Raw genomic sequence first — 25124 nt, forward strand, 5'->3', positions numbered from 1 at the left:
GGCAGCAGGACGTCGGAGGCGGCGGGCCGACCGCCGACCCCACCGACATGATCGGCCGCGGCGAAGACCCGAGCTCGCTGCGGAACGAGGTCTTCACACGAGTGTTCGACGAGCACTGGGCGACGGTGCGCCACCACATCGAGGGCGTCGTCCCCGATGACGACGAGGTCAGTGAGATCGTGTCGGAGGTGTTCCTCGTCGCGTGGTCACGACTGCGCCCGACCCGTCCCCCCGGGAAGGTCTGGCTGCTCCGACAGACGGACCGCCACCTTCGTGCCCGCGCTCGGCGTTCTCCCACCGCGCACGGTGCGATCGATGCCGTGCACGCGGGGCTCTCCGGCGACCCGGAGACCCTCGGCGGGTTCGGCCGCAGCGAAGTCCTCCGAGCTTTGGGTGTCCTCACTCCCGGGCAACGGCGTATCATCATGCTCACGTACTGGGATGGACTCGCGGTGGGGGAGATTGCGGAGCTGCTGCGCGCTTCGGAGTCCCGGGTGCGGAAGACGCTGGCGCGGGCCGAGGAACGGCTGCGCGCCACGCTGGGACTGGAGGAGACGGGGAGTGCGTGATGCCTGAGAATGCCCTGCTCGAGCGCGTGCTCGTCGAGGCCGATCCCGCGCGCACGCCGCGCGACGCCGAGCCGGACGCGCGCGCGATCGCCGCGCGCGACCGCATCATCCGGTCCGCTCCCGCGCCGCAGCGCCGCCGGCGGACCCGGACGATCGGCTGGGCCGCAGGGCTGACCGCCGCCGCCGCGGCGGTCGCCATCGCCTTCGCGGCCCTCACTCCGCCGCAGTCCGCCGTCGCGGGTGCTCCGTCGCCGCTGGTCTTCGAGAGCACCGGCTCGCTGAGCGACATCGTGGCCGACGCGGAGACCGAGCTGACGGTGTTCGCGCCGCCCGCCGACCCGGAGCGCTCGGTGCGGACCGCGTCCTGGTCGTTCAACGCGGAGATGGACACGGGGCGCACCGAGGTCATGCCGCAGTTCTCGACGTTCACCTGGCGGGAAGACCTCTCCGGGGAAGCCCTCGCCATCAACGGCGTCCCCTACGATCCCGAGGACGCGGTCGCGAACGGCGACTCCGAGATCGTGAGCAGCGGCGAGGTGGCCTCGCGCGTGACCTTCGCCCCCGGCGAGTTCGAGACCCCGGTCGTCGCCGCGCCGGGGGAGTCCGCCGCCGACGTGCGGGCGCTCCTGGAGGCGTTCGACATGCCGGACGACCCGACGGCCTTCGAGGTGGTGACCGCCCTCACCTCGGTCTTCGGTCAGTGGACGCTCACCAACGCGCAGCACGCCGAGGTGTTGACGCTCATCGAGGCCTCCGGAGGAGCGCAGGCGCTCGGCGAGTCCACCGACCGCCTCGGGCGTCCTGTCGCCGGTATCCGCGTGCTGTCCGCGGACGGCATCGTGAGCGACGACCTTCTGGTGTCCCTCGACACCGGCCGCATCGTCGGCATCGAGCGAACCGTCCTGAAGGACGACGGCGTCTTCCCGGCCGGTGCGGTCGTGGACTACCGGATGTGGGACATCCCTGAGGAGGTCGTGCAATGAAGCACTCGCGCCCGCTGACCGCGGTTCTCGTGGCCCTGGCTCTCGTCGTGACCGGCGGCCCCACCGTCGCGGCAGCCGAGGAGCCCGTCGATCCCCAGCTCTCCCAGTTGCTCGAAGAGGTTCCCGGCGGTGTGGTGACCGACGGCGGCAGCGCCGTCTGGCCGAAACTCGACATGGAGTACCGACCGGCCCCGGCGTCGTCGCGGGTCGCGGCGCGCTCCGTCGGCTCCTGCGCGACCGGGCGGATCTGCGCGTACAACGCCTCCAACCTCGGCGGTGGCATGCTGAGCTGGGGGAGCTGCACCACCATCACCATCCCGTCGTCGTTCGCCACACGTTCCGCGGCGAACGCGCGGACCTCGGGGTACATGCAGGTGCGTAACGGGGCCTCGGTGCTCGCGACCGTCAACGCCAATGCCTGGGGCAACGTCTCGGGTTCCGCGACCAACATCCGCTGCTTCCTCTGAGAGCCGGGGCGGGCCGGTACAGGAGACGATGAGGGGCGAGGGCATGGCGAAGCACTGGGTGGCGACGACGGCCGGGCCTCCCGAGTCGTGGGCTTTCGAGGAGTACGTGCCCGCGCCGCCGCGCCAGGGCGAGGTCACGATCCGGGTGCGCGCCGCCGGGGTGAATCCGGCCGACGCGAAGCATGTGGCGGCCGCTCGGCCGGGGCTCGAGTTCCCGGTCGCCATCGGGTACGAGGTCTCGGGTGAGCTCGTGGCGATCGGCCCCGGGACCCGCATCGGCTCGGGCGACGCCGGGGTCGGCGACGAGGTCGTGGCCTTCCGCGTCCGGGGCGGGTACGCGACGGAGCTCACGGTGCCGGCTGCCACGGTCTTCGCGAAGCCGACGACGCTCGCGCACCCCGAGGCGGCGAACCTCCTGCTCGTCGGCACGACCGCTGCCGAGATGCTCGCCGTCACCGGTGCGGCCCCGGGGGAGACGATCCTGTTGCACGGAGCGTCCGGTGCGGTGGGGGTCAGCGTGCTGCAGCAGGCCCGGCTGCGGGACGTCCGGGTGATCGGTACGGCGAGCCCTGAGCGCTTCGACGAGGTGCGGCGGTTCGGCGGCATCCCCGTGGCCTACGGTGCCGGGCTCGCGGAGCGGGTGCGCGCGCTGGCGGACGGTCCGGTCGCCGCGGCTCTCGATGCGGTGGGGACCGACGAAGCCGTCGACGTCTCCCTGAGCCTGGTGGCGGACCGCCGGAGGATCGTCACGATCGCGAACCCGTCACGGGCGTCCGCCGAGGGTTTCCTCGCGATCGCCGGGTCGATGCCGGACAGCGCCCGGTTCCGCGACGAGGTGCGCAGCGAACTCCTCGCTCTGGCGCAGAACGGCGACCTCGTGGTCCCTGTGGCACGGACCTTCCCGATGGCCGAGGCGCCGGAGGCCCATCGCCTCCTCGCCACCGGGCACCCGGGCGGCAAGCTCGCGCTGATCCCCGAGGGCTAGCCGATCTCCTGCAGTGCCGAGGTCACGATGACGACGCCCTCGCCGTACTCCTCATCCGCGACGTTCTGCATGGAACCGTCATCCCAGACGACCTGGAGCCAGACGTAGCCGCGATCGATGGACAGTGCGAGAGCCTCCGCGCCGAGGCGGCCGGCGATGTCGTTCTGCACGCGGTCGAGCTCCTCCGCCGTGCTGGTGCCGTCCACGCCGCCGGTGGGGTCCTCCGGCGCCATCGGATCGTAGAGCGCGAGGAGAGCAGGCGGCTCGGTCACCGTGAACCGCTCGCCGTCCCAGGCACCGGTGACCGCATAGGCCCCCCACTGCGTCTCTCCGGACGTCTCGCGGCCGTCCACGCCGTCCCAGCTCCACCCGTCGAGCGGCACACCGTCGCACTGCGGGGGATACGACTCGCGGATCGCGCCGAGGCACAGCCGGACATCCCCGGACTCGTCGAGAACGGTTCCGGTGCCGACCACGGGTCCTGTCGGTGGCGCGTGCTCCGCCTCCTCCCAGCGCGTGTCTGACGGCACCGTCGTGCTGGTCGGCGGTGCGGACGCTCCCGGCGCGGTGGTGCAGCCGGTCAGGAGCAGCAGAGCCGTCGCGGCGCCGACGGCGAGGGGAGAGCGATCGCGGAAGGACCTCATACCGACCAGTGTCGCGCGTGCACGGATCGTCTCAGGTGCTAGCATGACCACATGCCTTTCGGCGGTCTGCTTCTTCTTAGCTGCCGCGACGAGTCCTAGAGCTAGGGCCTTCCTCGTCGCGGCGCTTGTGTTGGCCCGTTCATTGTGACGAAGAGAAGAAGCCCCATCATGCAGAACACCCAGCGCCCGTCCGCGATGCCGATCCACAAGTACCGGCCGTTCCACGAGCAGATCGCCGTCCACCTGCCTGACCGCACCTGGCCCGACGCCCGCATCACCGAGGCGCCCCGCTGGTGCGCGGTCGATCTCCGCGACGGCAACCAGGCTCTCATCGACCCCATGTCGCCCGAGCGCAAGCGCGTCATGTTCGAGCTGCTCGTCGGCATGGGCTACAAGGAGATCGAGGTCGGCTTCCCCTCGGCGAGCCAGACCGACTTCGACTTCGTGCGTCAGTTGATCGAGGAGAACCTCATCCCGGATGACGTCACGATCCAGGTCCTGACGCAGGCGCGCGAGCACCTGATCGCCCGCACCTACGAGGCCATCGCCGGTGCGAAGCAGGCCATCGTGCACCTGTACAACTCCACGAGCGTTCTGCAGCGCGAGGTCGTCTTCCGCACCGACAAGCAGGGCATCATCGACATCGCGCTCGAGGGCGCCCGGCTGTGCCGCCGGTTCGAGAAGACGATCCCGGACACGCAGGTGTACTACGAGTACTCCCCGGAGAGCTACACCGGCACCGAGCTGGAGTTCGCGGTCGACGTCTGCAACCAGGTCATCGAGATCTTCGAACCCACGCCGGACCGCAAGGTCATCATCAACCTCCCCGCGACGGTGGAGATGGCGACGCCGAACGTCTACGCCGACTCGATCGAGTGGATGAGCCGTCACCTGAACCACCGGGAGAACGTGATCCTGTCGCTGCACCCGCACAACGACCGCGGTACCGCGATCGCCGCGGCCGAGCTGGGGTACATGGCCGGAGCCGACCGCATCGAGGGGTGCCTGTTCGGCAACGGAGAGCGCACGGGCAACGTCGACCTCGTCGCGCTCGGCATCAACATGTTCACGCAAGGCATCGATCCGCAGATCGACTTCAGCGACATCGACCAGGTCAAGCGCACGGTCGAGTACTGCAACCAGCTGCCGGTGCCCGAGCGCAGCCCGTGGGCCGGTGACCTCGTCTTCACGGCGTTCAGCGGCTCGCACCAGGACGCCATCAAGAAGGGCTTCGAGGCCATGGCCGCCAGGGCCGAGGCGCAGGGCGTGACGGTCGACGAGATCGAATGGGCCGTGCCGTATCTGCCCGTCGACCCGAAGGACCTCGGTCGCTCCTACGAGGCCGTCATCCGCGTGAACTCCCAGTCGGGCAAGGGCGGCGTCGCGTACCTGCTCAAGTCCGACCACGCGATCGACCTGCCGCGCAAGCTCCAGATCGAGTTCTCCGGGGTCGTGCAGGCCAAGACGGATGCCGAGGGCGGCGAGGTCACCAGCGAGCAGATCTGGTCGATCTTCACCGACGAGTACCTGCCCGCCGTGGACACCGAGGCGAAGTGGGGCCGGTTCGAGTTGCTCGCCACGCAGACCCGGAGCGACATGTCCGGCGACGTCGTGCTCGACGTCGTGCTGCGGGACGACGACCAGGAGGTCTCCGTGTCGGGCAACGGCAACGGTCCGGTCGCCGCGTTCGTCGAGGTGCTGCGTGGTCAGGGCTTCGACATCACGGTCTACGACTACGTGGAGCACGCTCTCAGTGCCGGCGGGGACGCGCAGGCCGCGGCCTACGTCGAGCTGCAGGTGGGCGACCAGCGCCTGTGGGGCGTCGGCATCGACGGCGACATCTCCACCGCATCGCTCAAGGCGATCGTCTCGGGTGTGAACCGTTCGATCCGCAGCCGTCAGCAGGAGCTGGCCGCCGTCTGAGCCTCGTTCGAATCGCGCGATTGGTCGTCTCCGGCCGCCGGATGGAGCCAATCGCGCGATTCGAAGCGGGGGATCAGTCCACCCACTGCACCAGCTGCCAGATGAGGCCGTTGGGGTCGGCGAACTGGCAGTACCGCTCGCCCCAGGGTTCGGTCTCGGGAGGGGTGACCACGCGAGCGCCCGCGGCGGCGATCCGGGCGAACTCCTGGTCGATCTCGTCGACGACGAAGACGATCAGAGTTCCCTGACCGGCGGATCCGGCGATCTCCTCCGGGCGGAACGTCGACAGCCCCGTCTCGAGGAAGATGACGTTCGGCACCGGCCCCGGGTGCTGCAACGAGACGAAGCCCTCCGCGGACATCGCCTCCTCGAACCCGAAGTGCGTCATGGCGAAGGCGGCGGAGGCGGCAACGTCGGGGACGTTGAGCGAGAGGGCGGTCTGCGTGATGTTCACGGTTCTCCTTATCGAAAGTCTGTACAGCGTACAGTGTTACGGCGCGAGCGGTCTAGGCTATTCCCGATGACCAAGAACCTCGTCGATCTGCTCTGGCGGCACAGCCCCGTGGCTCCCGCGACCCCACAGCGCGGACCGAAGGCGCGTCATTCGACGGATGACGTGGTCGACCGCGCTGTCGTGTTGGCTGACGCCGACGGGCTCGGCGCGGTGACCATCCGGTCTCTCGCGCAGAGCCTCGACCTGACGCCGATGTCGATCTACACGCACGTCAACAGCCGCGCCGACCTGCTCGTCCTGATGGCGGACGCGATGCACGCCAGGATGCTGGTCGCGCCTGCGCAGGCCTCCGGATGGCGTGCGGCGGTTCGGGCGATCGCCGAGGACAACCTGCGCCTCTTCCGCACCCACCCGTGGCTCATCGATGTCCGGGATCCGCGGGTCGCACTCGGCCCCGGCACCATCGCCAAGTACGACCGGGAGCTCCACGCCTTCGACGGCCTCGGCCTCGGCGCCGTGGAGCGCGACGCGGCGTTGAGCTTCGTGCTGGACTTCACCCTCTCCGCGGCGGCCCGCATGCGGGAGCAGCAGAGTGCCGAGTCGTTCGCGGCTTCCTGGGCGGAGGCGGCACCGCGTCTGGCGGCCTACCTGGGCGACGACCTGCCGCTCGCCCGGTCGGTGGGCCAGGCTGCCGGCGAAGCCATGGGCGCGCCCTACGACGCTCGAACGGCGTGGGAGTTCGGCCTCGCGCGCGTGATCGATGGGCTCGCCGCCACCTGATCGTCGTTCGAATCGCGCGATTGGTCGTATTCAGCGGCGGGATGGAGCCAATCGGGCGATTCGAAGTCAGTCCTGGGGCTTCACGATCGGGATGGCACCGGTCTCGGCGGCGACCTTGCGGCGGTAGAGACGGCGCTGCTCGGGAAGCGAAACATCGAACGTCACGGCGAGGATCCGGATCACGGCGGTCACGACGATGCCGATGACGGCCGCGAGGGGGATGGGCATCCCGACGGCGTTCGCCACGACGATGAACGTGCATCCGGCGGCCGCGGCCACGGCATACAGCGAGCCGACGTGCATGATCGCCGTCGGCAGGCCCATCAGCATGTCGCGGAGCACACTCCCGCCGACCGCGGCGCAGACCCCGATGAACACCGCGGGCACTTCCGGGATGCCGAAGGCGAGCGCCTTGCTCGTCCCGAAGGCGCCGAACATGCCGATCACGACGGCGTCCAGCACCACGATCGCGGTGTTGAGCCGCGTGAAGAGTCCGGCCAGCAGCATGCCGAGCAGGGCGGCACCCGCGGCCGTGACCAGGTACCACTGGTTCTGCAGGGTGGCGGGCGTCTGTCCGAGCAGGATGTCGCGGATGAGACCGCCGCCCATGCCGATCATGATCCCGATGATCGCGACGCCCAGCCAGTCGAGCCGGCGCTGGCCCTGGAATCCGGCGGCGAACATCGCGCCCTGCACTCCGCCGAGGCCGACGCCGAGGAGGTCCGCCCACAGCGGAATGGTGAAGAGCGGTTCGGTCACGCGTCCATTGTCGCGCACGGAGGATAATCGAAGGGTGCCCACCTACCGAGACGAAGCGGTGATCCTGCGCACCCACAAGCTGGGCGAGGCGGATCGCATCGTCACGATGCTGTCCCGGCGGCACGGCAAGGTGCGCGCGGTGGCCAAGGGCGTGCGGCGCACCTCGTCGAAGTTCGGCTCCCGCCTCGAGCCGTTCATGGTCGCCGACGTGCAGCTCTACGAAGGCCGCTCGCTCGACATCGTGCAGCAGGCCGAGTCGCTCGGAGCCTACGGCACGGACATCGCCGCGCACTACGACCGGTTCACCGCCGCGAACGCCATGGTCGAGACGGCGGATCGGCTCAGCGACGCCGAGGCCACCCCGGAGCAGTACCTCCTGCTCGTCGGCGGGCTGCGGGCGCTGTCCCGCGGCGAGCACGCTCCGCGCAGCATTCTCGATTCGTACCTGCTGCGGGTCATGTCCCTCTCGGGGTGGGCACCGTCCCTCGAGGACTGCGCGCGCTGCGGGGCTCCGGGGCCGCACTCCGTCTTCGTCGCGCAGCTCGGCGGCCTGGTCTGCCACGCCGATGCACCCGCCGGGAGCCCGCGGATCGCCGAGAAGACCCTGACACTGCTGCGCGCGCTGATCCGCGGCGACTGGGACCTCATCGACGCGGCGCCGCACGCTGACACCGCCGCCGCCTCGGGTCTCGTCGCGGCGTACGCCCAGTGGCACCTGGAGCGGGGCATCCGCTCGCTCGCGCACGTGTCGTCCACCCCCGGAGAAGGAGCACGGTGAGCCCGAAGCCCTACACGCACAAGGACGCCGTGCCGTATCGGCCGATCGACTGGACCGGCGTGTACCCGCCCGCGTTCCCGGCCGTCCCGGAGCACGTCGCCATCGTCATGGACGGCAACGGGCGCTGGGCGAACCGCCGGGGCCTCAACCGCATCGAGGGCCACAAGGCCGGGGAGGAGGTGCTGCTCGACGTCGTCGCCGGCGCGATCCAGGCCGGCGTTAAGCACCTCTCCGTCTATGCGTTCTCCACCGAGAACTGGGCCCGTTCCCCCGAGGAGGTCCGCTTCCTCATGGGGTACAACCGCGATGTGCTGCACCGCCGCCGTGATCAGCTCAACGAGTGGGGTGTGCGTGTGCGGTGGGCGGGGCGCAAGCCGCGCCTGTGGGGGAGCGTCATCAAGGAGCTGCAGTACGCCGAGCAGCTCACCCGCGACAACGACGTGCTCACCCTCACCATGTGCGTCAACTACGGCGGTCGGGTCGAACTCGTCGACGCGATGCGGGCCATCGCGGCCGATGTCGCGGCCGGGCGGGTGAAGCCCAACGCGATCAGCGAGAAGACGATCCGTCGTCACCTCTACGTCCCCGACATGCCGGACGTGGACCTGTTCCTGCGCAGCTCGGGGGAGCAGCGCACCTCCAACTTCCTGCTGTGGCAGTCGGCCTACGCCGAGATGGTGTTCCTCGACACGCTGTGGCCGGACTTCTCGCGCGAGGAGCTCTGGCGCGCGATCGGGGTCTACCTCTCCCGTGACCGACGCTTCGGCGGCGCCGTGGACACCCCGACCTCGGCCTGAGCCCGCAGCCAGCGCTCCGTCTCGCGCGGATGCGTCAGCCGCACGATCGTGAGGTGGGGGAAGCGCTCCTGCACCGCGGGAAAGCGCTCGGACCAGGTTCGCAGCGTCTTCGTCTGCCAGGCCAGGATGCTCTCCTCCGGCGGGGCCCCCAGCATCCGCCAGATCGGCTTCTCGACGTTGCCGTTCCACATCCGGGTGCGGAGGATGCTGCGGCTGAGGGTGCGCCGGAGCAGACGCGACCGCACCACGCGGTACGGGTAGTCGAGCCAGAGCGCGAGCTGCGCTCTCGGGGTCAGGATCTCGTCGGTGCCCTTGCTCGTGTACTGCCACTCGGTCACCCAGCGCTCCTCCGCGGCGAAGGCGCGCACGTCGTCGAGGAACTCCGCCCGCGGGGTCCAGTCCGGCCCGTGGAACAGGCCGTCGATCTCCACGTGACGGAGGTCCCAGAGGGCGGCGAGCCGTCGGGACAGAGTCGTCTTCCCCGACCCGGTGACGCCGGCGACGAGCACCCGTGCGGGACGGAAGGGCAGGGGATCGTCGGCGGCGAGCATCCGAGGATTCTACTGACGGAATACGTCGGACGCGCGGACGGTTGAGCACGGTGTGACTGAACCCATCGCCATCGACATCTGGTCCGACATCGCCTGCCCCTGGTGCTACATCGGCAAGCGCAACCTCGAGAAGGGGCTGGAGGCGGTCTCCGCCGACGAGGACGCTCCGCAGGTCACGGTCACCTTCCACTCCTTCGAGCTCTCCCCGGACACCCCGGTCGACTTCGACGGTGACGAGATCGACTTCCTCTCCGGGCACAAGGGGATGCCGCGGACGCAGGTCGAGCAGATGCTGGCCAACGTCACGAACGTCGCCGCGAACGCAGGCCTGCAGTACCGGTTCGACCTGCTGCAGCACACGAACACCGTGAAGGCGCACGAGCTGCTGCACTTCGCGAAGGCCGAGGGCCGCCAGCACGAGATGGAGGAGCGGCTCATGTCCGCCTACTTCACCGAGGGCAAGCACGTCGGACGCATCGACGACCTCGTCGCCCTCGCCGCCGAGGTGGGCCTCGATGCCGATCGCGCCCGCGCCGCACTCGAGAGCGAGCAGTACCTCGCCGACGTCCGCCAGGACCAGGCGCAGGCTCGCGCCTACGGGATCCAGGGGGTGCCGTTCTTCGTGGTCGACGGTCAGTACGGCATCAGTGGCGCGCAGCCGCCGGCGGCGTTCGAGAACGTGATCCGCGACCTCTGGGCGCAGCGCAGCGCGGCCGTCGAGGCCTGACCCGCATCGACAGACGACGGCGGGGACCCCGGGTCGGGGGTCCCCGCCGTTCTGCTGCCCGGGCTCAGAGGCGCTGCTGGCGCGGCCCGAGGGGGAGCGGCTCCATCGGCTGATCGTTCGCCGTCAGGTCGATGCCGAGGTCCCGCGCATAGACGACGCGCGTGGCGATCGTGACCTCCTCGCCGGCCTCCGCCAGCTCGAACACCCGGCCGCCCCGGAGGCGATTGCGCTCCGCGCCGGCCAGACCGTAGGCGCCGAAGCCGGTGCCGGGAGCGTATCCGAGCATCACGCCGTAGTAGTCGCCCATGTAGTCGTTGACATGGTCGTGGCCGACGAACACGCCCTTCACGTCGCCGCGCTCGAGGATCGCGTTGAACATCCCCGAGTTGAACGGCCCGGGGCATCGTCCTCGTTGCGCTCCCCGACGATGCCGTGGCGGGCCCTGCCGCGGGCGGCGTCGGCCGCCGTGCGGGTGTCCACACCGCCCCACCACATGAAGCGGTGCTCCCACAGGGCGATGTGGAGGAACATCAGGCCCGGGACCTTGCGCCCTCGGCGCTGCTCCAGCCGCTGCGACTGGTCGCGGTACCAGGCGACCTGGTCCATGCGCAGCCAATCCCATGCCGGGTAGCCGGCGAAGTCCTGGCCGTCGATGGCGTCCGGCGCGTAGCGGCCCGAGTCCATCAGCCAGAGCGCGAAGGCCTCCCGGTTCTTCTTCGCGGCGGAGCCGATCGTCACGATCGTGTTGCTCGTGCCCGTCACGCCGCGCGTGTTCTCGGCGTTCACGTTGTACTCGTACGACCGGTAGATCTGCAGCATCCCCGCCTCATCGACGCCGGACTGCGGCAGCGAGTCCTCGTCGTGGTTGCCGTAGGTGACCGCCCACGGGATGCGACGGGACTCCATCGGCATGACGACGTTGTTGATCGCCTGCTTCACCGCCAGCCGCGTCTCGCACCCGCCCGTGATCACATCGCCGTTGATGACCACGAAGTCCGGCTTCTCCTGGTCGAGCACCTTCTCCATCAGCTCGACGGTGCGGCGGTCGGTGAGCTCGTCGTCCTGCGTGTCGTTGAACTGCACGACCTTGAAGGTGCCGTCCGCGCGGAAGCGCAGGGTGCGCGCCTGGGCCGCGCCGGGCGATGCCGGGACGGTCACCGCGGCGGCGGGAGCGGCTCCGAGGGGGAGGGCGGTGCCGAGCGCGCCGAGCGCTCCGGCCGTGAGGACAGTTCGCCGGCTGAGGGGCAGTCGGTCGGGCATTCGTGGTCTCCTTCGTCTTCGGCGCGTGTCGCCGCGGTGAGACTAGGGACGCCAGATGTCCGCGGAGAGACCGGACGGTGAACGAGGGCGGCCTCGTCGAGCGCCGGAACGCGGTGCGCGCGTGACGCGGAGGTGAATGACGCTCAGCGGGGGAGCGCGGCCTCGATCGCCTGGACGATCTCCGGCGCATCGGGCTTCTGCTTCGGGCGGAAGCGCAGCACATCCCCGTCCGGGAGCACCAGGAACTTCTCGAAGTTCCACTCGACGCGGCCGGCCTTGCCGCCGGCATCCGGCGTCTCCTTGAGAGCCTTGTACAGCTCGGCGGCGTTCTTGCCGTTGACCTTGACCTTGTCGTTCACCGGGAAGGAGACGCCGTACGTCGTGGAGCAGAACTCGAGGATCTCGTCGACCGAACCGGGCTCCTGACCGAAGAACTGGTTGCAGGGGAAGCCGACAACGGTGAAGCCGCGGTCGCCGAAGCGCCGCTGCAGCTCCTCCAGCTGCTCGTACTGCGGGGTGAGCCCGCACTTCGAGGCGACGTTCACCACCAGCACCACGTCGGCGCCGAGATCGTCCAGAGTCTTCTGCTGGCCCTGGGCGTCGGTGAAGGGGATGGAACGGAGGGCGGGATCGGTCATATGCACAGCTTAGGTCGCCGCATCCCCACCGGCTCCGGGTCTGGGAGAATGGACACGCCATGACTCTCGCCACCGCCACCGCCCGCCCCCTCCGCATCGGCCCGATCGACCTCGACGTGCCGGTCGTCCTCGCGCCGATGGCCGGGATCACGAACACGGCTTTCCGACGCCTGTGCCGGGAGTACGGGGCCGGCCTCTACGTGAGCGAGATGATCACCTCGCGCGCGCTGGTCGAACGCAACGAGACCACGATGCGTCTCATCCGGCACCATGAGTCCGAGACGCCGCGCTCCATCCAGCTCTACGGCGTCGATCCGAAGACCATCGCCGAGGCCGTCCGCATCATCGTCGCGGAAGACCACGCCGATCACATCGACCTCAACTTCGGCTGCCCGGTCCCCAAGGTCACGCGCAAGGGCGGCGGCGCGGCGCTGCCGTGGAAGTCGAAGCTCTTCGCCGACATCGTCGATCAGGCCGTCAAGGCCGCCGGTGACATCCCGCTCACCGTCAAGATGCGCAAGGGCATCGACCGGGACCACCTCACCTTCCTTGACGCCGGACGTGCCGCGGAGGATGCCGGGGCCGCCGCCGTGGCGCTGCACGCCCGGACCGCGAGCGAGTTCTACTCCGGTCACGCCGACTGGAGTGCGATCGGCGAGCTCAAGCAGGCCGTGACCAGCATTCCCGTGCTGGGCAACGGCGACATCTGGTCGGCGGATGACGCCGTGCGCATGATGGCGGAGACCGACTGCGACGGCGTCGTCGTCGGCCGCGGGTGCCTGGGCCGTCCGTGGCTGTTCGGACAGCTGGCTCTCGCCTTCGGGGGAGAGGGCAAGACGGTCGACGCGACCCTCGGTTTCGTCGCCGACGCCTTCCGCCGACACGCGGAGCTGCTCGTCGATTTCTTCGAGGACGAGGATCGCGGCTGCCGCGACATCCGCAAGCACGTGTCCTGGTACTTCAAGGGCTACCCGGTGGGCGGCGACATCCGCACGGGCCTCGCCACCGCGTCGAGCCTGCAGGAGATCGACGACCTCCTGGGCCGACTCGACCGTGCGGCTCCGTACCCCGGCGCGGACGCCGAAGGGCAGCGCGGTCGCGCGGGACACCCGAAGAAGACGGCCCTTCCGGAGAAGTGGCTGGAGTCGCGCGAGCTCGCCTCGTCGGCGTCGGAGATGATGCGTGGAGCGGAGATCGAGAACAGTGGCGGATGACCCCCGGGTCGGCGCGCGCGCCGACGGCTATGACCCGCGCGACGCGGAGCGCTTCATCGCGGAGACCCATCGTTCCGAGCGGGACGACTTCGCCCGCGACCGCGCGCGCGTGCTGCACTCGGCGGCTCTGCGGCGGCTCGCCGCGAAGACGCAGGTGCTCAGCCCCGCCAGCACGGCCGACTTCGCCCGCAACCGTCTGACCCACTCGCTCGAGGTCGCGCAGGTCGGCCGGGAGCTCGCCGCGGCGCTCGGGGTCTCCGCGGACGTGGTGGACACCGCGTGTCTGAGCCATGACCTCGGCCACCCGCCGTTCGGCCACAACGGCGAGCGGGCGCTGAACGAGTGGGCGGCGGCCATCGGCGGCTTCGAGGGCAACGCCCAGTCGCTGCGCATCCTCACCCGGCTGGAGGCGAAGGTGCTCGACGCCGACGGCTCCTCCGTCGGCCTGAACCTCACGCGGGCCAGTCTCGACGCGACCTGCAAGTATCCGTGGACCGTCGACAGCCCCGTCCCCGACCCGGGGGGTCGGCTCAAGTTCGGCGTGTACCCGGAGGACGAGGCCGTGTTCCGCTGGATGCGCGACGGGGCACCGGGGCGGCTGCGCTGCATCGAGGCCGAGATCATGGACCTCTCCGACGACATCGCCTACTCGGTGCACGACTTCGAGGACGCGATCGTCAACGGCTACGTCGACGTCGCGCAGCTCGCCGACCCGGCGGCGCACGAGGCCCTGCTCAGCCGGATCCAGCAGTGGGTCGGCTACGACTTCACGCGCGACGAACTCGCCGACGCCCTCTACCGGCTCGCCTCGCAGCCGATGTGGCTGGCGTCCTTCGACCGTTCCCGACAGGATCTCGCCCGGCTCAAGAACCTCACCAGCGACCTCATCGGCCGGTTCGCGCGCGCGGCGGTCTCGGCCACCCGGGAGGCCTTCGGGGGCACGCGCCTGGTCCGCTACAACGCGCACGTGATCGTGCCCCGCGTCGTCGAGGTCGAGATCGCGGTTCTCAAGGGGATCATGGGTCAGGCGATCGTCACGATCGATGCCCGGAAGGGCGTCTACAAGGAGCAGCGGAGGGTCCTCAAGCGGCTGGCCGACGCCCTGTGGTCGACCGACACCCTGTGGTCGGCCGGCGCCGACGTGCTGGAGCCCGCGTTCGCCGCCGACTTCGTCGCCGCCGAGAGCGACGCGGAGCGGGCGCGGGTCGTCGTGGATCAGATCGCGAGCTTGACCGATCAGAGTGCGATCGACTGGCACAACCGCCTGGTCGGGGAGATCGACCCGGCGGAGGTCGGCATCTGGACGCCGCGTCATGCGCGCCCCGGCGCGCGCACGCCTGTCGAGAGGCGGCCCGTCGCAGAAGGCGCCCGCTGATGCCCCGCATCCGGCAGGCCGACGTCGACGAGGTCAAGGCCCGCACCAACATCGCGGACATCGTGGGGGAGCGCGTCGCCCTCAAGTCGGCGGGGGTGGGGTCCCTCAAAGGACTGTGCCCGTTCCACGACGAGAAGAGCCCCAGCTTCCACGTGCGTCAGCAGGTCGGCTACTACCACTGCTTCGGCTGCGGGGAGTCGGGCGACGTGTACTCCTTCCTCCGCGCGATGGACCACGTGAGCTTCACGGAGGCGGTCGAGCGGCTCGCGGGCCGCATCGGCTACACCCTGCATTACGAGGACGGAGGGGCGGCGCCGGAGACCAGTGGCCGCAGCCGGCTGTACGCGGCGAACACGGCCGCGGCGGAGTTCTTCCGGTCCCAGCTCCTGTCGCCGGATGCGGAGGCGGCCCGCCGGTTCCTCGGGGAGCGCGGCTTCGACGCCGGGGCGGCGGCGCACTTCGGCGTCGGCTTCGCCCCTCGGGGATGGGACGGCATGCTCAAGGCGCTGTCCACCCAGGGCTTCACGCGCGAGGAGCTGAGCACCGCAGGACTCGTCTCCACGGGACAGCGCGGTGTGTACGACCGGTTCCGCGGCCGCCTCGTCTGGCCGATCCGCGACGTGTCGGGGCAGACCATCGGCTTCGGCGCCCGCAAGCTGTTCGATGACGACCAGGGGCCCAAGTACCTCAACACCCCCGAGACCCCGATCTACAAGAAGGCCCAGGTGCTCTACGGGCTCGACCTCGCCAAGCGCGACATCGCCCGCGGCGACCCGCGCCGGGTCGTGGTCGTCGAGGGCTACACCGATGTGATGGCCTGCCACCTCGCCGGGCTCACGACCGCGGTCGCGACCTGCGGCACCGCGTTCGGCGCCGAGCACATCAAGGTGCTCCGCCGGGTCATGGGCGACGACAACGCGTCCGGTGAGGTGGTGTTCACCTTCGACGGCGACGAGGCGGGACAGAAGGCCGCGCTGCGGGCGTTCACGGAGGACGACCGGTTCAACGCGCAGACCTTCGTCGCGGTCGCCCCGGACGGCCTCGACCCGTGCGACCTCCGGCTGCAGCGCGGGGACGCGGCGGTGCGCGGCCTCATGGACGCGAAGCAGCCGATGTTCGAGTTCGCCATCGACCGCAAGCTCGCGGGTTTCGACCTTTCCACGGTCGAGGGCCGGGTCGGCGCCCTCCGTGCCGCGGCCCCGATCGTGGCGGAGATCCGCGACCGCCTGCTGCGCCCCGGCTACGAGCGGGTACTCGCACGCCGACTCGGCATGGACCCGACCGAGGTGCATGGGGAGGTCGAGCGCGCCGCGCGCGGTGCGCAGGCGGCCGCTCCTCAGGCGCGTCGGGAAGCCGCGCCGCGGGTCGATCCCGCCACGGGCGGGCCGGTCGTCGCGGCCGTGACGCTCGCCAGCCTGCCCCGTTCACCCGACGTCGCCGTGGAGCGCGATGCGCTCATGGGCGCCCTGCAGTACGGTCACCAGATCGATGCGGCGCTGCTGACGCGAGCGCTCGCGGAGCCGTTCCGCACCCCCGGCCTCGATGCCGTGCGCGAGGCGGTCGCCGCCGCCCCCGATCGCAGCCGTCCCGGCTGGGTGACGGACGCGGTGAACAGCGTGCGCGAGCCGTACCGCTCGCTCGCGGGCGAGCTGCTGATGACGCCGTTCCCGGCACGAGACGAGGCCGGCGCGGTGGCGTCGGCGACGGATCTCGCCCGACGACTGGTGGTGCGGCAGCTCGAGCACGAGAAGCAGGAGCTGCTGGGCGCGGTCCAGCGCGTCCCTGCCGACTCCGATGGCGGGCGCGCGCTGCGGGTACGGCTGCGGGACATCGACGTGGAGCGGCAGCGGTTCTTCGCCGAGTCGTAACCGGAACGGTCCCGGACGAGACGGCAGGATGGACATATGCCCCGCACGCCCGAATCCTCGAATGCGATCGAGTGCTCCGATCTGGTCATCGACCGGATCGGCCACGGCACGCCCAATCGCGCGGTCGACGGCGTGACGTTCTCGCTCGCCCCCGGCGGGCTCATCTGCGTCGCGGGGCCGACCGGCTCGGGCAAGTCGACCCTCGTCGCCGCGCTCGCGGGTTCCACCGATCCCTCGGTGCGGGTCGTCGGCGGCCGGGCGCAGGTCTGCGGCATCGACATCCGTCGTCCGGGTCGCAAGCACCGCATCCTCACCTACCGCACGGGCTTCGTGCCGCAGGGTGCCGGGGCGGACCTGCCGCCGCAGCTGACGGTCAACGAGGTCATCGCCGAGCCGATCCTCATCCGGGAGAAGCGCGTCAACACCCGGGCGCTCTCCATCCGGGTGGCGACGCTCCTCGACGAGCTCCACCTGCCGCTCGGGACCGCCGCGAAGTTCCCCTACGAGCTCAGCGCGGGCATGCGACAGCGCGTCGCGATCGCCCGTTCCTTCGTGCTGGAGCCGCGGGTGCTCATCGCCGACGAGATCCTCGCGAACCTCGATCTGGAGGTTCGACCTGTCGTCTTCGACGCCATCACCCGGCGCCGCAAGGAGGAGGGGATGGCGGCTCTCCTCGTCACCAACGACGCGGACTTCATCCGCGAGCTGAACGCGGAGACGCTCATGCTGCGCGGGGGTCACGTCGTCGCGCGGGGCGTCGGCAAGGACCTGCTCTGGGTGCCGAATGCGGAGTCGGATTCCCGCCGCTGAGCGCGACACGCCCGAGGGTCGCGGAAGGCGCCCCGGTGTCACGAACAGCGTCTCGAGTTTGCTAAGCTTGACGAGTTGCCCGCACCGCGGCGCACATTCCTCGGTAGCTCAATTGGCAGAGCAGCCGGCTGTTAACCGGCAGGTTCTTGGTTCGAGTCCAAGCCGGGGAGCCAACGAGAGAAGCCCCCTCCACGGAGGGGGCTTCTCTCGTTCCCGAACCGCTCGTCTGCGCCGCGGGACACAGGAAGAGCCCCTCCTCGCGGAGGGGCTCTTCCTGGCGGGGAGGACGGTTCAGCCGACGCCCTCCATGGCGCTCGTCTCGGTGTTGCCGATCCGGGCGATGACGTCAGGGCGACGACGGGCGAGGTAGGCGTACCGGGTGAGCGCGAGAGGGACGGTCACGAGGAACACGTACGGGATCACGTTGTAGGGGAAGGCAGGCACGGGCCACACGTTCGCGAAGAAGACGTACGCCATCGTCACGACCGCGACCGTGGCGCACACCTTCACGAGGCCGTTCCGCATCTTCGCCCGCTGCGTGTAGACCACGCAGGCGATGGCGACGAGGGCGTAGGCGACCATGTAGCCGTAGGTGCCCCAGGTGTTGACCCAGACGAGGATGTCGCCCGTCGCCGCCCCCGCCACCAGCAGCACGATGTCGACGGTGATCGCCGCGGCGCCCGCGAGGATGAGCACGCGGTGCGGCGTGAGGTGCTGCTCGTGCGTGCGGCCGAAGCGCTCCGCGACGACGCCTTCCTTGCCCATCACGTAGACGATGCGACCGATCACGTTGAGCGGGGCGACGACGACCGCGAAGAACGACGCCGAGACACCGAACGTGAGCACGGCCGCGAACCAGCCCGGCATGCCGATGAGGGCGGACATGCTCTCCAGCGGGCTCGCGGCGGTGGCGAGGTCGTCGCCGAGGACCGCGATCTGCGTGTAGGCGGCGAAGACGTAGAGCACGCCGACGCCGAGGGCGCTCCACATGATGGCGCGGGGGATCGCCTTGTACGGCTCCTTGGCCTCGCGCCCGAGGGCGTCCGCAGAGGAGAAGCCGACGAAGCCCAGGATGCCCAGGACCATGCCGGACGCGATGCCCTGGAACGACGAGCCGGTCGCGAGCACCTGCGCGGGGTCCCAGGCGGAGGGGCCCGCCCACGCGAGCGCCGCGATGAGGAGCACGAGGATGATGCCGACGGAGAGCAGCTCGAGGACGAGCGAGACCCGGGCGGAGAGCCGGATGCCGCGGATGGTGAACAGCGTCGCCAGCCCGCCGAGCACGATCGCCAGGCCGATGTCCCAGCCGAGTCCCTGGGCGGGGAAGCCCAGCATGCTCAGGAACTGCCCCATGTAGCTGACCGAGCCGCTGAGGGAGGCCGCCGCGATGCCGAAGCAGCCGATCAGCAGCGTCACGCCGGCGAGGAAGGCGCCGAACGGGCCGAGGCCCTTCGACACGTAGGTGTACAGCGAGCCTGCGGAGGCGTGCTTGCGGGCGAACACCACCACGCAGTAGCCGACGCACAGGATCACGATGGTGGCCAGTGTGAAGGCGTAGATGGTGCCGTTCCCGGCGCCGAGGAAGATGGCGGCGGCCGTGAAGGCGATGACGGCGCTGGGGGCGATGTTGGCGATGGCCTGGGCGGCGAGCTCGGGTCCGCTCATGACGCCGGTGCGGAGCCCGGCATCCTGCGGGGCGCCGGGCGGGGCGACGACGGTGTCTGACATGGTTCTCCTGGATTCGGGTTTCAGGGATGGGGGCCGCGCGTGGCGGTCAAGGGATGAGGAGGGTGCGCAGTGCCGAGCCGCCGTCGAGGTCGTCCAGGGCGGCGGCGGCCTCGGAGAGCGGACGGCGACCGGAGATCAGCGGATCGATCTTCAGCTGCCCGTCCATGTAGCGGTCCACGAGCGCGGGGACGTCGATCGACGGCCGCACCGAGCCGTAGTTCGAGCCGAGGATGCGCTGGTCGGCCTCGGCGAGGACGAGCGGCTCGAACGAGGCACGGGCTCCCGTGGGCGGCAGCCCGACGATGACGGCGGCGCCGCCGAGTCCGAGCATCTGGATGGACTGCTCGGTCGTGGAGGTGCGTCCGATCGCGTCGAAGGCATAGTCGACGCCGTCCGGGATGAGTTCGCGCAGCTGGGCCACGGCATCGCCCTGGGAGGCGTCGATGCGGTCCGTGGCCCCGAACTGCAGGGCCATCTGCGTCTTCTCCGGCCGCACGTCGATCGCGACGATGCGCTCGGCACCGGCGAGCCGTGCGCCCTGGACGACGTTGAGGCCCACGCCACCGCAGCCGATGACGGCGACCGTCGACCCCGGTTCCACGGCGGCGGTGTTCAGGACGGCGCCGACACCGGTCGCGACCGCGCAGCCGACCACGGCGATGACGTCGAGGGGCGCGTCGTCGCGGACCTTCACGGCTCCGGATGCGGGGACGACGACCTCCTCCGCGAAGGACGAGACGCCCAGGTAGTGGTGCAGCTGCTCGCCGTCGCGGCTCAGCCGGGATGTGCCGTCGAAGAGCACGCCGAGGGGAGCGACCACGGTGGCGACCTTCTGACAGCGCGCCTCGTGACCGGCGCGACAGTAGCGGCACTCGCCGCACGGCGGCACCCAGCTCAGCACGACGTGGTCGCCGACAGCCAGCGTGGTGACGCCCTCGCCCAGCTCGGTGACGACGCCGGAGCCCTCGTGGCCCATGACCAGGGGAGCGGCGGCATCCCACTCGCCGCGCTTGACGTGCAGGTCGGAGTGGCAGACACCGGCGGCGGCGATGCGCACGCGCACCTCACCGGCGCGGGGCGGAGCGAGGTCGACGTCGACGAACTCGATGGGCGACTGGGGGTCGCGGAAGACAACAGCTTTCATGACATCCTTCGGGAAGTGGGGATGCGCACGATGCTAGGAGAGAGCGGAAGCCCTCGGCATCCGACAGAAGGGTGAACAGAGTGAGCGCTCTTCGACAATCTGTATGATCGGAAGGTGGCTCGTGACGTCGCCTCCGTGGCCAGGTATCTCCGTGCGGAACTGCTGCCGGGCGCTGTCCCCGGAGCGCGGCCGGTCAACGCGGTCCTTCCCCTCGACGACTTCGGTCCGCCGGTGGATCCGCTCCATGCGACGCTCGTCGTGGCCGAGGAGGCCGCGCTCCTCGGCGTCGCCGGCGACCGCCGTGCCGCGCTGGGCGAGACCGTGGTGGTCACGAGCGCCGACAGCCCCCGCCTTCGCGAAGCCGTGCGGGACGCGGGGATCACGGCGATCGTCGGGGCGCCGATGCCGCCGTCGCTGCTCGTCCCGACGCTGACCTCGCTCCTCGCGGTCGATCAGGCGGCGGAGGCCCGCGCGATCACCTCGGCGATGAGGGTGCTTACCCTGGCGGCGCGGCGCAGCGGCATCACCGGCGTCATCGCGGAGCTGGCGCACCGCATCGACGGGTGGGCGGTGCTGCTGGATCGGCACGGCGAGGTCATCACCACCGCAGGAGCAGGGAGCCTGCACATCGACGACGCGATCGCCGTCGCCGTCGGCCGCCCGGTGCGGGTGCGGCATCGCGCTCTGCAGGTGCACCCGGTCGGTCCGGGCCAGGACATCACCGCGCAGCTCGTGACCGCTCCGCGCAACGACAGCTCCGGCCGTGGTCGGGAACTGAGCTCGCAGGCCGCGGCGCTGCTCGATCTCCTGATGCGCACCCGGGACAGCAGTCAGCTGGAGCGCCTCGGCCGCTCCATGATGTTCGAGACCGTGCGCGAGGGAGGGGAGGAGGCCGCTCGTCTGCTCCGCCGCTGGGGCGTGCACGAGCGCGTGCTGGTGGGCTTCGCCCTCGCCTCCCGCACCAGCGGTGTCGACGTCGAGCATCTGCTCGGCCTCTGGCTCGACGAGCTCGGTGCGGAGCACGTCTTCACGTCGCAACGGGGAATCGTCCAGGGTGTCGTTCGCGAAGACCACGCCGAGCAGATCGCGCATCGCGCCCGGGCGTTCGCATCGACGCTCTATCTCGGTCTCGGCCGACCGGCGGGCACGGATGCCCTCGCCCGCAGCATCGACGAGGCGCGGCACGCCTGCGAGGCCGCGCGCACCGGCGGCGAACGCGTGGTCCGCTACGAGGCCATTCCGACGGTGTCGTTCGTGCTCGGGGCGCTGGACCCGGATCAGATCACTCGCCTCGCGCGTCTGCTCGACCCCCTGCGCGCGGCCGAGCGGCCCGCCGAGCTCCTCGACACCCTCCGGGTGTTCCTCGCGTGCAACGGGGCGTGGAGCGAGAGCGCGGCGCGGCTGCGCATCCACCGACAGACGCTGACGACCCGCGTCCGACGGATCGAGGATCTCACCGGGCTCTCCCTCTCCGATCCGGACGACCGCGTCGCCGCGTGGCTCGCCCTCCGCGCCTCCGACGGCTGACGAGCCACCGGGACGACGAAGGGCCCCGCCTTGCGGCGGAGCCCTTCGTGCAGACGCGGTCGGATCAGCGCGCGGCGCCCTTGAGCGATCCCTCGACCTGGCCGGCCGGGTCGACGATGATGCACTGGATCACGCGGTCGTTGGCCTGCTCCCACGAGTCCTGGCTGGGGGTGAGCGTGGTCACGTCCAGAGCGGAGTCCTGGTACGAGACGCCGACGAAGGACGTGTACGCGTCGCCGATGCACTCCTCGGACGCGGCGCTGATGGCGTCCTCCGAGTACTCGCCGTCGTCCATCTTGATCTCGTAGAAGACCTCTTCGTCGTGCGGCTCGGAGCACGGCACGACGTTCGCGTCGGTGAGCATCCCGGAGCCGGTCTCGAGCATGCAGTCGCCGAGCTTCACGGAGAAGACGTCGATGTTCGCGCTCTCGGTGACCTGGCCGGTCTCCTCGTCGCGGTCGGCGTCGGCGCGACCGCCGCCGAGGATGCTGTTGATCGCGCTGCAACCGGTGAGAGCGAGCGAGACGGCGACGGCCGAACCGGTGAGCACGAGTGCGCGACGGGTGCGCGACTTCATCATGGATTTCCCCTTCAGAGCGTGACGCGGGGCATGCTGAATATCCCCGCCGCGAACACGCTATAGTGCCCGGAGTCTATGACGCAACTTGAAGGATGCTGTGCGCCGGCTGAACGCGATCAGCCTTCGAGGTCGTCGACGCCGGGCAGCCAGCTGGCCCCCGGGCGCCCCCAGCCCCGCTTGCGGGCGATCTTCTGCGTGGTCTTCCAGTCGGAGTCCGAGAGGCGATCGATGTAGAGCACGCCGTCGAGGTGGTCGAACTCGTGCTGCATGATGCGAGCGCGCCAGCCGTCCACCTCCAGCGTGACCGGGCCGCCGTCCAGATCGGTCGCCGTCACGCGGACGCGATCGGAGCGACGCAACGGGAACCGTTCGCCCGGGAAGGACAGGCAGCCCTCCGACTCCAGCTCAGGGTCGGGCGCGCCCGGCTCCGGGGGCGTCATCCACAGCTCCGGATTGATGAGCACACCGCGCCAGGGCTGGTCGTCGTCGTCGACGTAGGAGTACGTGTAGATCCGCAGCGGCACGCCGACCTGAGGGGCGGCGAGGCCGACGCCGGGCGCGGCGTCCATGGTCTCGAACATGTCGGCGACGAGGGTGCGGATCTCGTCGGTGATCGCCTCGACGGGGGAGGCGGGGGAGTGCAGGACGGGATCGCCCATGATGCGAATCGGAAGGACAGCCACGTCACAACCCTAGTCGGCGGCACTCTCCGGGTAGGGTCGTACTGTGAGCGCAGGGGTGTGGATGGGGACGGTCGAGGACGTCGGCGACCAGCTGGTCGGAGCGTTCCAGAACCCCGGCCTCCTCCTGGGGATCCCGCTGGCCCTCGCCGGTGCGGTGTTCATGTCGCTCGGCGCGCAGTACCAGCACCGGGGCGTGGAGAAGGTCGAGCGGCTCAGCGGCTCCGACGGCGCCGCCGGTCTCAGCCTCGATCAGCTCAAGCGCCTGTTCACGCGACCGTCCTGGGTGATCGGGACGCTCATGCTGGGCCTCGCGATCGTCTGCCAGCTCGCGGCGCTCGTCAAGGCGCCGCTGATCGTGGTGCAGCCGCTCGGCGCCATCGCCCTGGTCATCACGACGCTCCTCAACGCCCGCATCTCCGGTCACGCCCCCACGAGGCAGTCCCTCACCGCGATCATCGCCTGCGTCGGCGGCATCTTCCTCTTCGTGTTCTTCGCTGCGATCTACGCCACGGAGAAGGAGGTCACGGACCGCGAGCTGTTCGTCATCCTCGCGATCCTGCTCGTCGTGATCATCGTGCTCGGGGCGTGCTGGCTCATCCTCCGGCATCGGATGCGCGCGCTGTTCTACATCATCGGCGCCGGCATCCTCTACGGCTTCGTCGCCACCCTCGCGAAGGTCATCATCAAGCGCATCGAGGCCGGCCAGTTCGAGTGGATCACCGCGGTCTGCCTGCTCGCGCTGCTCTCGGCGGGTGCCGTCGGCGCGTACTTCGTGCAGACCGCCTACAGCTCCGGTCCGCCCGACCTCGTCATCGCGGGCCTGACGGTGGTCGACCCCATGGTGGCCGTTCTCATCGGCATGCTCGTGCTCGGTGAGGCCGCCGCGGCGCCCTGGTGGGTCTTCATCGTCTTCGGCGTCGCCGGCGGCATCGCGGTCTGGGGTGTGGTCGGACTCGCCCGCTTCCATCCGCAGGTCCTCAGCGAGAGCCAGGACCTCGGGATCACCCGGGGCAGCGACCCGGTGGCCCCTCCGACCTCGCCGGCGCCGAGCGCGCCGGAGCACCCGGACACGCCCGAGAGGCGCGACCCCGACGCTCAGTAGGCCTGGTCGATGAGGTCGGGGGAGACCTCGGATGCCGCGGCCTCGTCGACGAAGAAGACCGTCCGCTTGCGCCCCTTGGCGCCGGCCGCGGGAACGCTCGTGTAGCTGGCACCGGCGAGGGCGAGGCCCAGCGCCGACGCCTTGTCGGCGCCCGTGAGCACGAGCCAGACCCGCTTGGAGGCGTTCAGCACCGGGCGGGTGAGGGTCACCCGCTCGGGCGGGGGCTTGGGGGAGTCCCGCACCGGGAGCGCCGCGGCATCGGTCACGGTGACCTCTTCGCGGTCCGGGAAGAGCGAGGCGATGTGGCCGTCCGGTCCGACGCCGAGGAAGCACACGGCGAAGGACGGCCAGGGGTGGTCGTCGGTGCCGAAACGGGCGAGCTCGGCGGCGTACGCCGCGGCGGCCTCATCGAGCTCGAGACCGCTGTCGGAGCCGGCGACCTCGTGCACGTTCTCCGCGGGGACGTCGATGTGGTCGAGCAGTGCCTCCCGGGACTGGAGGGCGTTGCGGTCCGCGTCGTTCCGCGGCACGTACCGCTCGTCCCCCCACCAGAAGTGCACGAGGGACCAGTCGATCTCGGCGGACCGCGGGTTGTCCCGGACGGCGCGCAGGACGGCACCGCCCATCGACCCGCCCGTCAGCGCGATGTGGGCCAACCGCCCGTTGCGCGTGCGCGCGCGGACGCGGGTGAGGAAGCGATCGGCGACCCGGAGGGCGAGGGCGGTCGGGGTGGCTTCGACCACGACCCGCTTCTCTGCGGACGATCCCGGCATCGAGG

The 25124-nt window shown here is 70.5% G+C and carries 27 protein-coding genes and 1 tRNA gene; 16 read left to right on the top strand and 12 right to left on the bottom strand.

Annotated features, from left to right (window positions below; all coding sequences use genetic code 11):
* Nucleotides 1-47 precede the first annotated feature (47 nt).
* Genes AB0300_RS04350 through AB0300_RS04365 form a run of 4 tightly spaced genes read left to right on the top strand, consistent with a single transcriptional unit; the run spans nt 48 to nt 3004 of the window.
* Nucleotides 48-569, top strand: coding sequence for a sigma-70 family RNA polymerase sigma factor (locus AB0300_RS04350; protein WP_025103685.1), 522 nt, complete (start codon nt 48-50; stop codon nt 567-569).
* Nucleotides 569-1552: a hypothetical protein gene (locus AB0300_RS04355; RefSeq protein ID WP_366215532.1), complete on the top strand. Its 984-nt coding sequence runs from the start codon at nt 569-571 to the stop codon at nt 1550-1552. Before AB0300_RS04350 ends, AB0300_RS04355 begins: the two co-directional genes overlap by 1 nt.
* The gene (locus AB0300_RS04360; RefSeq protein ID WP_085607737.1) at nt 1549-2019 is read left to right on the top strand and encodes a hypothetical protein; all 471 of its coding nucleotides are present in this window, start codon (nt 1549-1551) and stop codon (nt 2017-2019) included. Before AB0300_RS04355 ends, AB0300_RS04360 begins: the two co-directional genes overlap by 4 nt.
* 43 nt (nt 2020-2062) lie before the next feature.
* Nucleotides 2063-3004: an NADP-dependent oxidoreductase gene (locus tag AB0300_RS04365; protein WP_126893063.1), complete on the top strand. Its 942-nt coding sequence runs from the start codon at nt 2063-2065 to the stop codon at nt 3002-3004.
* On the opposite strand, the gene AB0300_RS04370 is transcribed toward AB0300_RS04365, so the two are convergent.
* Nucleotides 3001-3648 (bottom strand): hypothetical protein, encoded by a 648-nt coding sequence (locus tag AB0300_RS04370; protein WP_126893064.1) that lies wholly within the window; start codon nt 3646-3648, stop codon nt 3001-3003. The genes AB0300_RS04365 and AB0300_RS04370 overlap by 4 nt on opposite strands.
* Nucleotides 3649-3816: 168 nt before the next feature.
* Here AB0300_RS04370 and leuA point away from each other — a divergent pair, with 168 nt between their 5' ends.
* A complete protein-coding gene (gene leuA / locus AB0300_RS04375; RefSeq protein WP_025103680.1) occupies nt 3817-5571 on the top strand; it encodes a 2-isopropylmalate synthase in 1755 nt (584 codons plus the stop codon).
* 73 nt (nt 5572-5644) lie between these two features.
* Here the strand turns inward: leuA and AB0300_RS04380 are convergent, their stop codons facing one another.
* Nucleotides 5645-6025 (bottom strand): VOC family protein, encoded by a 381-nt coding sequence (locus AB0300_RS04380; protein WP_126893065.1) that lies wholly within the window; start codon nt 6023-6025, stop codon nt 5645-5647.
* A gap of 66 nt (nt 6026-6091) precedes the next feature.
* Between AB0300_RS04380 and AB0300_RS04385 the strand changes: the two genes are divergently transcribed.
* On the top strand, nt 6092-6805 hold the full coding sequence (locus AB0300_RS04385) for a TetR/AcrR family transcriptional regulator C-terminal domain-containing protein (protein WP_126893066.1): 714 nt from the start codon (nt 6092-6094) through the stop codon (nt 6803-6805).
* 66 nt (nt 6806-6871) lie between these two features.
* Here the strand turns inward: AB0300_RS04385 and AB0300_RS04390 are convergent, their stop codons facing one another.
* Nucleotides 6872-7564, bottom strand: coding sequence for a TRIC cation channel family protein (locus AB0300_RS04390; protein WP_025103677.1), 693 nt, complete (start codon nt 7562-7564; stop codon nt 6872-6874).
* A 34-nt stretch (nt 7565-7598) separates the two neighbouring features.
* Here AB0300_RS04390 and recO point away from each other — a divergent pair, with 34 nt between their 5' ends.
* Together recO and AB0300_RS04400 are read left to right on the top strand one after the other, a co-directional pair.
* A complete protein-coding gene (gene recO / locus AB0300_RS04395) occupies nt 7599-8342 on the top strand; it encodes a DNA repair protein RecO (protein WP_025103676.1) in 744 nt (247 codons plus the stop codon).
* A complete protein-coding gene (locus AB0300_RS04400) occupies nt 8339-9139 on the top strand; it encodes an isoprenyl transferase (protein ID WP_062634275.1) in 801 nt (266 codons plus the stop codon). The genes recO and AB0300_RS04400 overlap by 4 nt, the downstream gene beginning before the upstream one ends.
* Here the strand turns inward: AB0300_RS04400 and AB0300_RS04405 are convergent.
* Nucleotides 9082-9690, bottom strand: a complete 609-nt coding sequence (locus AB0300_RS04405) for an AAA family ATPase (protein ID WP_126893067.1) — start codon at nt 9688-9690, stop codon at nt 9082-9084. The genes AB0300_RS04400 and AB0300_RS04405 overlap by 58 nt on opposite strands.
* A gap of 52 nt (nt 9691-9742) precedes the next feature.
* Here AB0300_RS04405 and AB0300_RS04410 point away from each other — a divergent pair, with 52 nt between their 5' ends.
* Complete coding sequence (locus AB0300_RS04410; RefSeq protein WP_126893068.1) at nt 9743-10417, top strand: DsbA family oxidoreductase; 675 nt, start codon at nt 9743-9745, stop codon at nt 10415-10417.
* A gap of 64 nt (nt 10418-10481) precedes the next feature.
* Here AB0300_RS04410 and AB0300_RS04415 read toward each other — a convergent pair whose 3' ends face one another.
* The 3 genes from AB0300_RS04415 to AB0300_RS04425 all read right to left on the bottom strand — a co-directional run bounded on the left by AB0300_RS04415 (nt 10482) and on the right by AB0300_RS04425 (nt 12315).
* On the bottom strand, nt 10482-10796 hold the full coding sequence (locus tag AB0300_RS04415; RefSeq protein ID WP_366215533.1) for a hypothetical protein: 315 nt from the start codon (nt 10794-10796) through the stop codon (nt 10482-10484).
* Nucleotides 10763-11677 carry a metallophosphoesterase gene (locus AB0300_RS04420; RefSeq protein ID WP_366215534.1) on the bottom strand — a complete coding sequence of 305 codons (915 nt, stop codon included), beginning with the start codon at nt 11675-11677 and terminating at the stop codon, nt 10763-10765. Before AB0300_RS04420 ends, AB0300_RS04415 begins: the two co-directional genes overlap by 34 nt.
* 143 nt (nt 11678-11820) lie before the next feature.
* Nucleotides 11821-12315: a glutathione peroxidase gene (locus AB0300_RS04425; RefSeq protein WP_025103671.1), complete on the bottom strand. Its 495-nt coding sequence runs from the start codon at nt 12313-12315 to the stop codon at nt 11821-11823.
* A 59-nt stretch (nt 12316-12374) separates the two neighbouring features.
* On the opposite strand from AB0300_RS04425, the gene dusB reads away from it, so the two are divergent.
* From dusB to AB0300_RS04450, 5 genes are all read left to right on the top strand, one after another.
* Entirely contained in the window at nt 12375-13529 is a 1155-nt protein-coding gene (dusB, locus tag AB0300_RS04430) for a tRNA dihydrouridine synthase DusB (RefSeq protein ID WP_126893069.1), read from the top strand.
* Nucleotides 13519-14904, top strand: a complete 1386-nt coding sequence (locus tag AB0300_RS04435) for a deoxyguanosinetriphosphate triphosphohydrolase (RefSeq protein ID WP_126893070.1) — start codon at nt 13519-13521, stop codon at nt 14902-14904. Before dusB ends, AB0300_RS04435 begins: the two co-directional genes overlap by 11 nt.
* Nucleotides 14904-16772 carry a DNA primase gene (dnaG, locus tag AB0300_RS04440; protein ID WP_366215535.1) on the top strand — a complete coding sequence of 623 codons (1869 nt, stop codon included), beginning with the start codon at nt 14904-14906 and terminating at the stop codon, nt 16770-16772. The genes AB0300_RS04435 and dnaG overlap by 1 nt, the downstream gene beginning before the upstream one ends.
* Nucleotides 16773-16808: 36 nt before the next feature.
* Nucleotides 16809-17582 (top strand): ATP-binding cassette domain-containing protein, encoded by a 774-nt coding sequence (locus AB0300_RS04445; RefSeq protein ID WP_025103667.1) that lies wholly within the window; start codon nt 16809-16811, stop codon nt 17580-17582.
* Nucleotides 17583-17679: 97 nt separating this feature from the next.
* Nucleotides 17680-17755, top strand: a tRNA-Asn gene (locus AB0300_RS04450).
* Nucleotides 17756-17873: 118 nt separating this feature from the next.
* Here the strand turns inward: AB0300_RS04450 and AB0300_RS04455 are convergent.
* Together AB0300_RS04455 and AB0300_RS04460 are read right to left on the bottom strand one after the other, a co-directional pair.
* Nucleotides 17874-19310 (bottom strand): APC family permease, encoded by a 1437-nt coding sequence (locus AB0300_RS04455; RefSeq protein ID WP_366215536.1) that lies wholly within the window; start codon nt 19308-19310, stop codon nt 17874-17876.
* Nucleotides 19311-19356: 46 nt separating this feature from the next.
* Nucleotides 19357-20454 (bottom strand): Zn-dependent alcohol dehydrogenase, encoded by a 1098-nt coding sequence (locus tag AB0300_RS04460; protein ID WP_025103665.1) that lies wholly within the window; start codon nt 20452-20454, stop codon nt 19357-19359.
* A gap of 114 nt (nt 20455-20568) precedes the next feature.
* Here AB0300_RS04460 and AB0300_RS04465 point away from each other — a divergent pair, with 114 nt between their 5' ends.
* The gene (locus AB0300_RS04465) at nt 20569-21981 is read left to right on the top strand and encodes a helix-turn-helix domain-containing protein (RefSeq protein WP_366215537.1); all 1413 of its coding nucleotides are present in this window, start codon (nt 20569-20571) and stop codon (nt 21979-21981) included.
* Nucleotides 21982-22045: 64 nt separating this feature from the next.
* Here AB0300_RS04465 and AB0300_RS04470 read toward each other — a convergent pair whose 3' ends face one another.
* Complete coding sequence (locus AB0300_RS04470; RefSeq protein WP_025103663.1) at nt 22046-22561, bottom strand: septum formation family protein; 516 nt, start codon at nt 22559-22561, stop codon at nt 22046-22048.
* A gap of 116 nt (nt 22562-22677) precedes the next feature.
* Nucleotides 22678-23244 (bottom strand): peptide deformylase, encoded by a 567-nt coding sequence (gene def, locus AB0300_RS04475; RefSeq protein WP_025103662.1) that lies wholly within the window; start codon nt 23242-23244, stop codon nt 22678-22680.
* A 61-nt stretch (nt 23245-23305) separates the two neighbouring features.
* Here def and AB0300_RS04480 point away from each other — a divergent pair, with 61 nt between their 5' ends.
* Complete coding sequence (locus tag AB0300_RS04480) at nt 23306-24346, top strand: DMT family transporter (RefSeq protein ID WP_366215658.1); 1041 nt, start codon at nt 23306-23308, stop codon at nt 24344-24346.
* On the opposite strand, the gene pgl is transcribed toward AB0300_RS04480, so the two are convergent.
* Complete coding sequence (pgl, locus tag AB0300_RS04485) at nt 24340-25119, bottom strand: 6-phosphogluconolactonase (protein WP_025103660.1); 780 nt, start codon at nt 25117-25119, stop codon at nt 24340-24342. The two genes, AB0300_RS04480 and pgl, sit on opposite strands and share 7 nt — an antisense overlap.
* Between the last annotated feature and the right edge of the window lie 5 nt (nt 25120-25124).

The sequence above is a fragment of the Microbacterium sp. NPDC078814 genome (assembly GCF_040702645.1).
Taxonomy (GTDB): Bacteria; Actinomycetota; Actinomycetes; order Actinomycetales; family Microbacteriaceae; genus Microbacterium.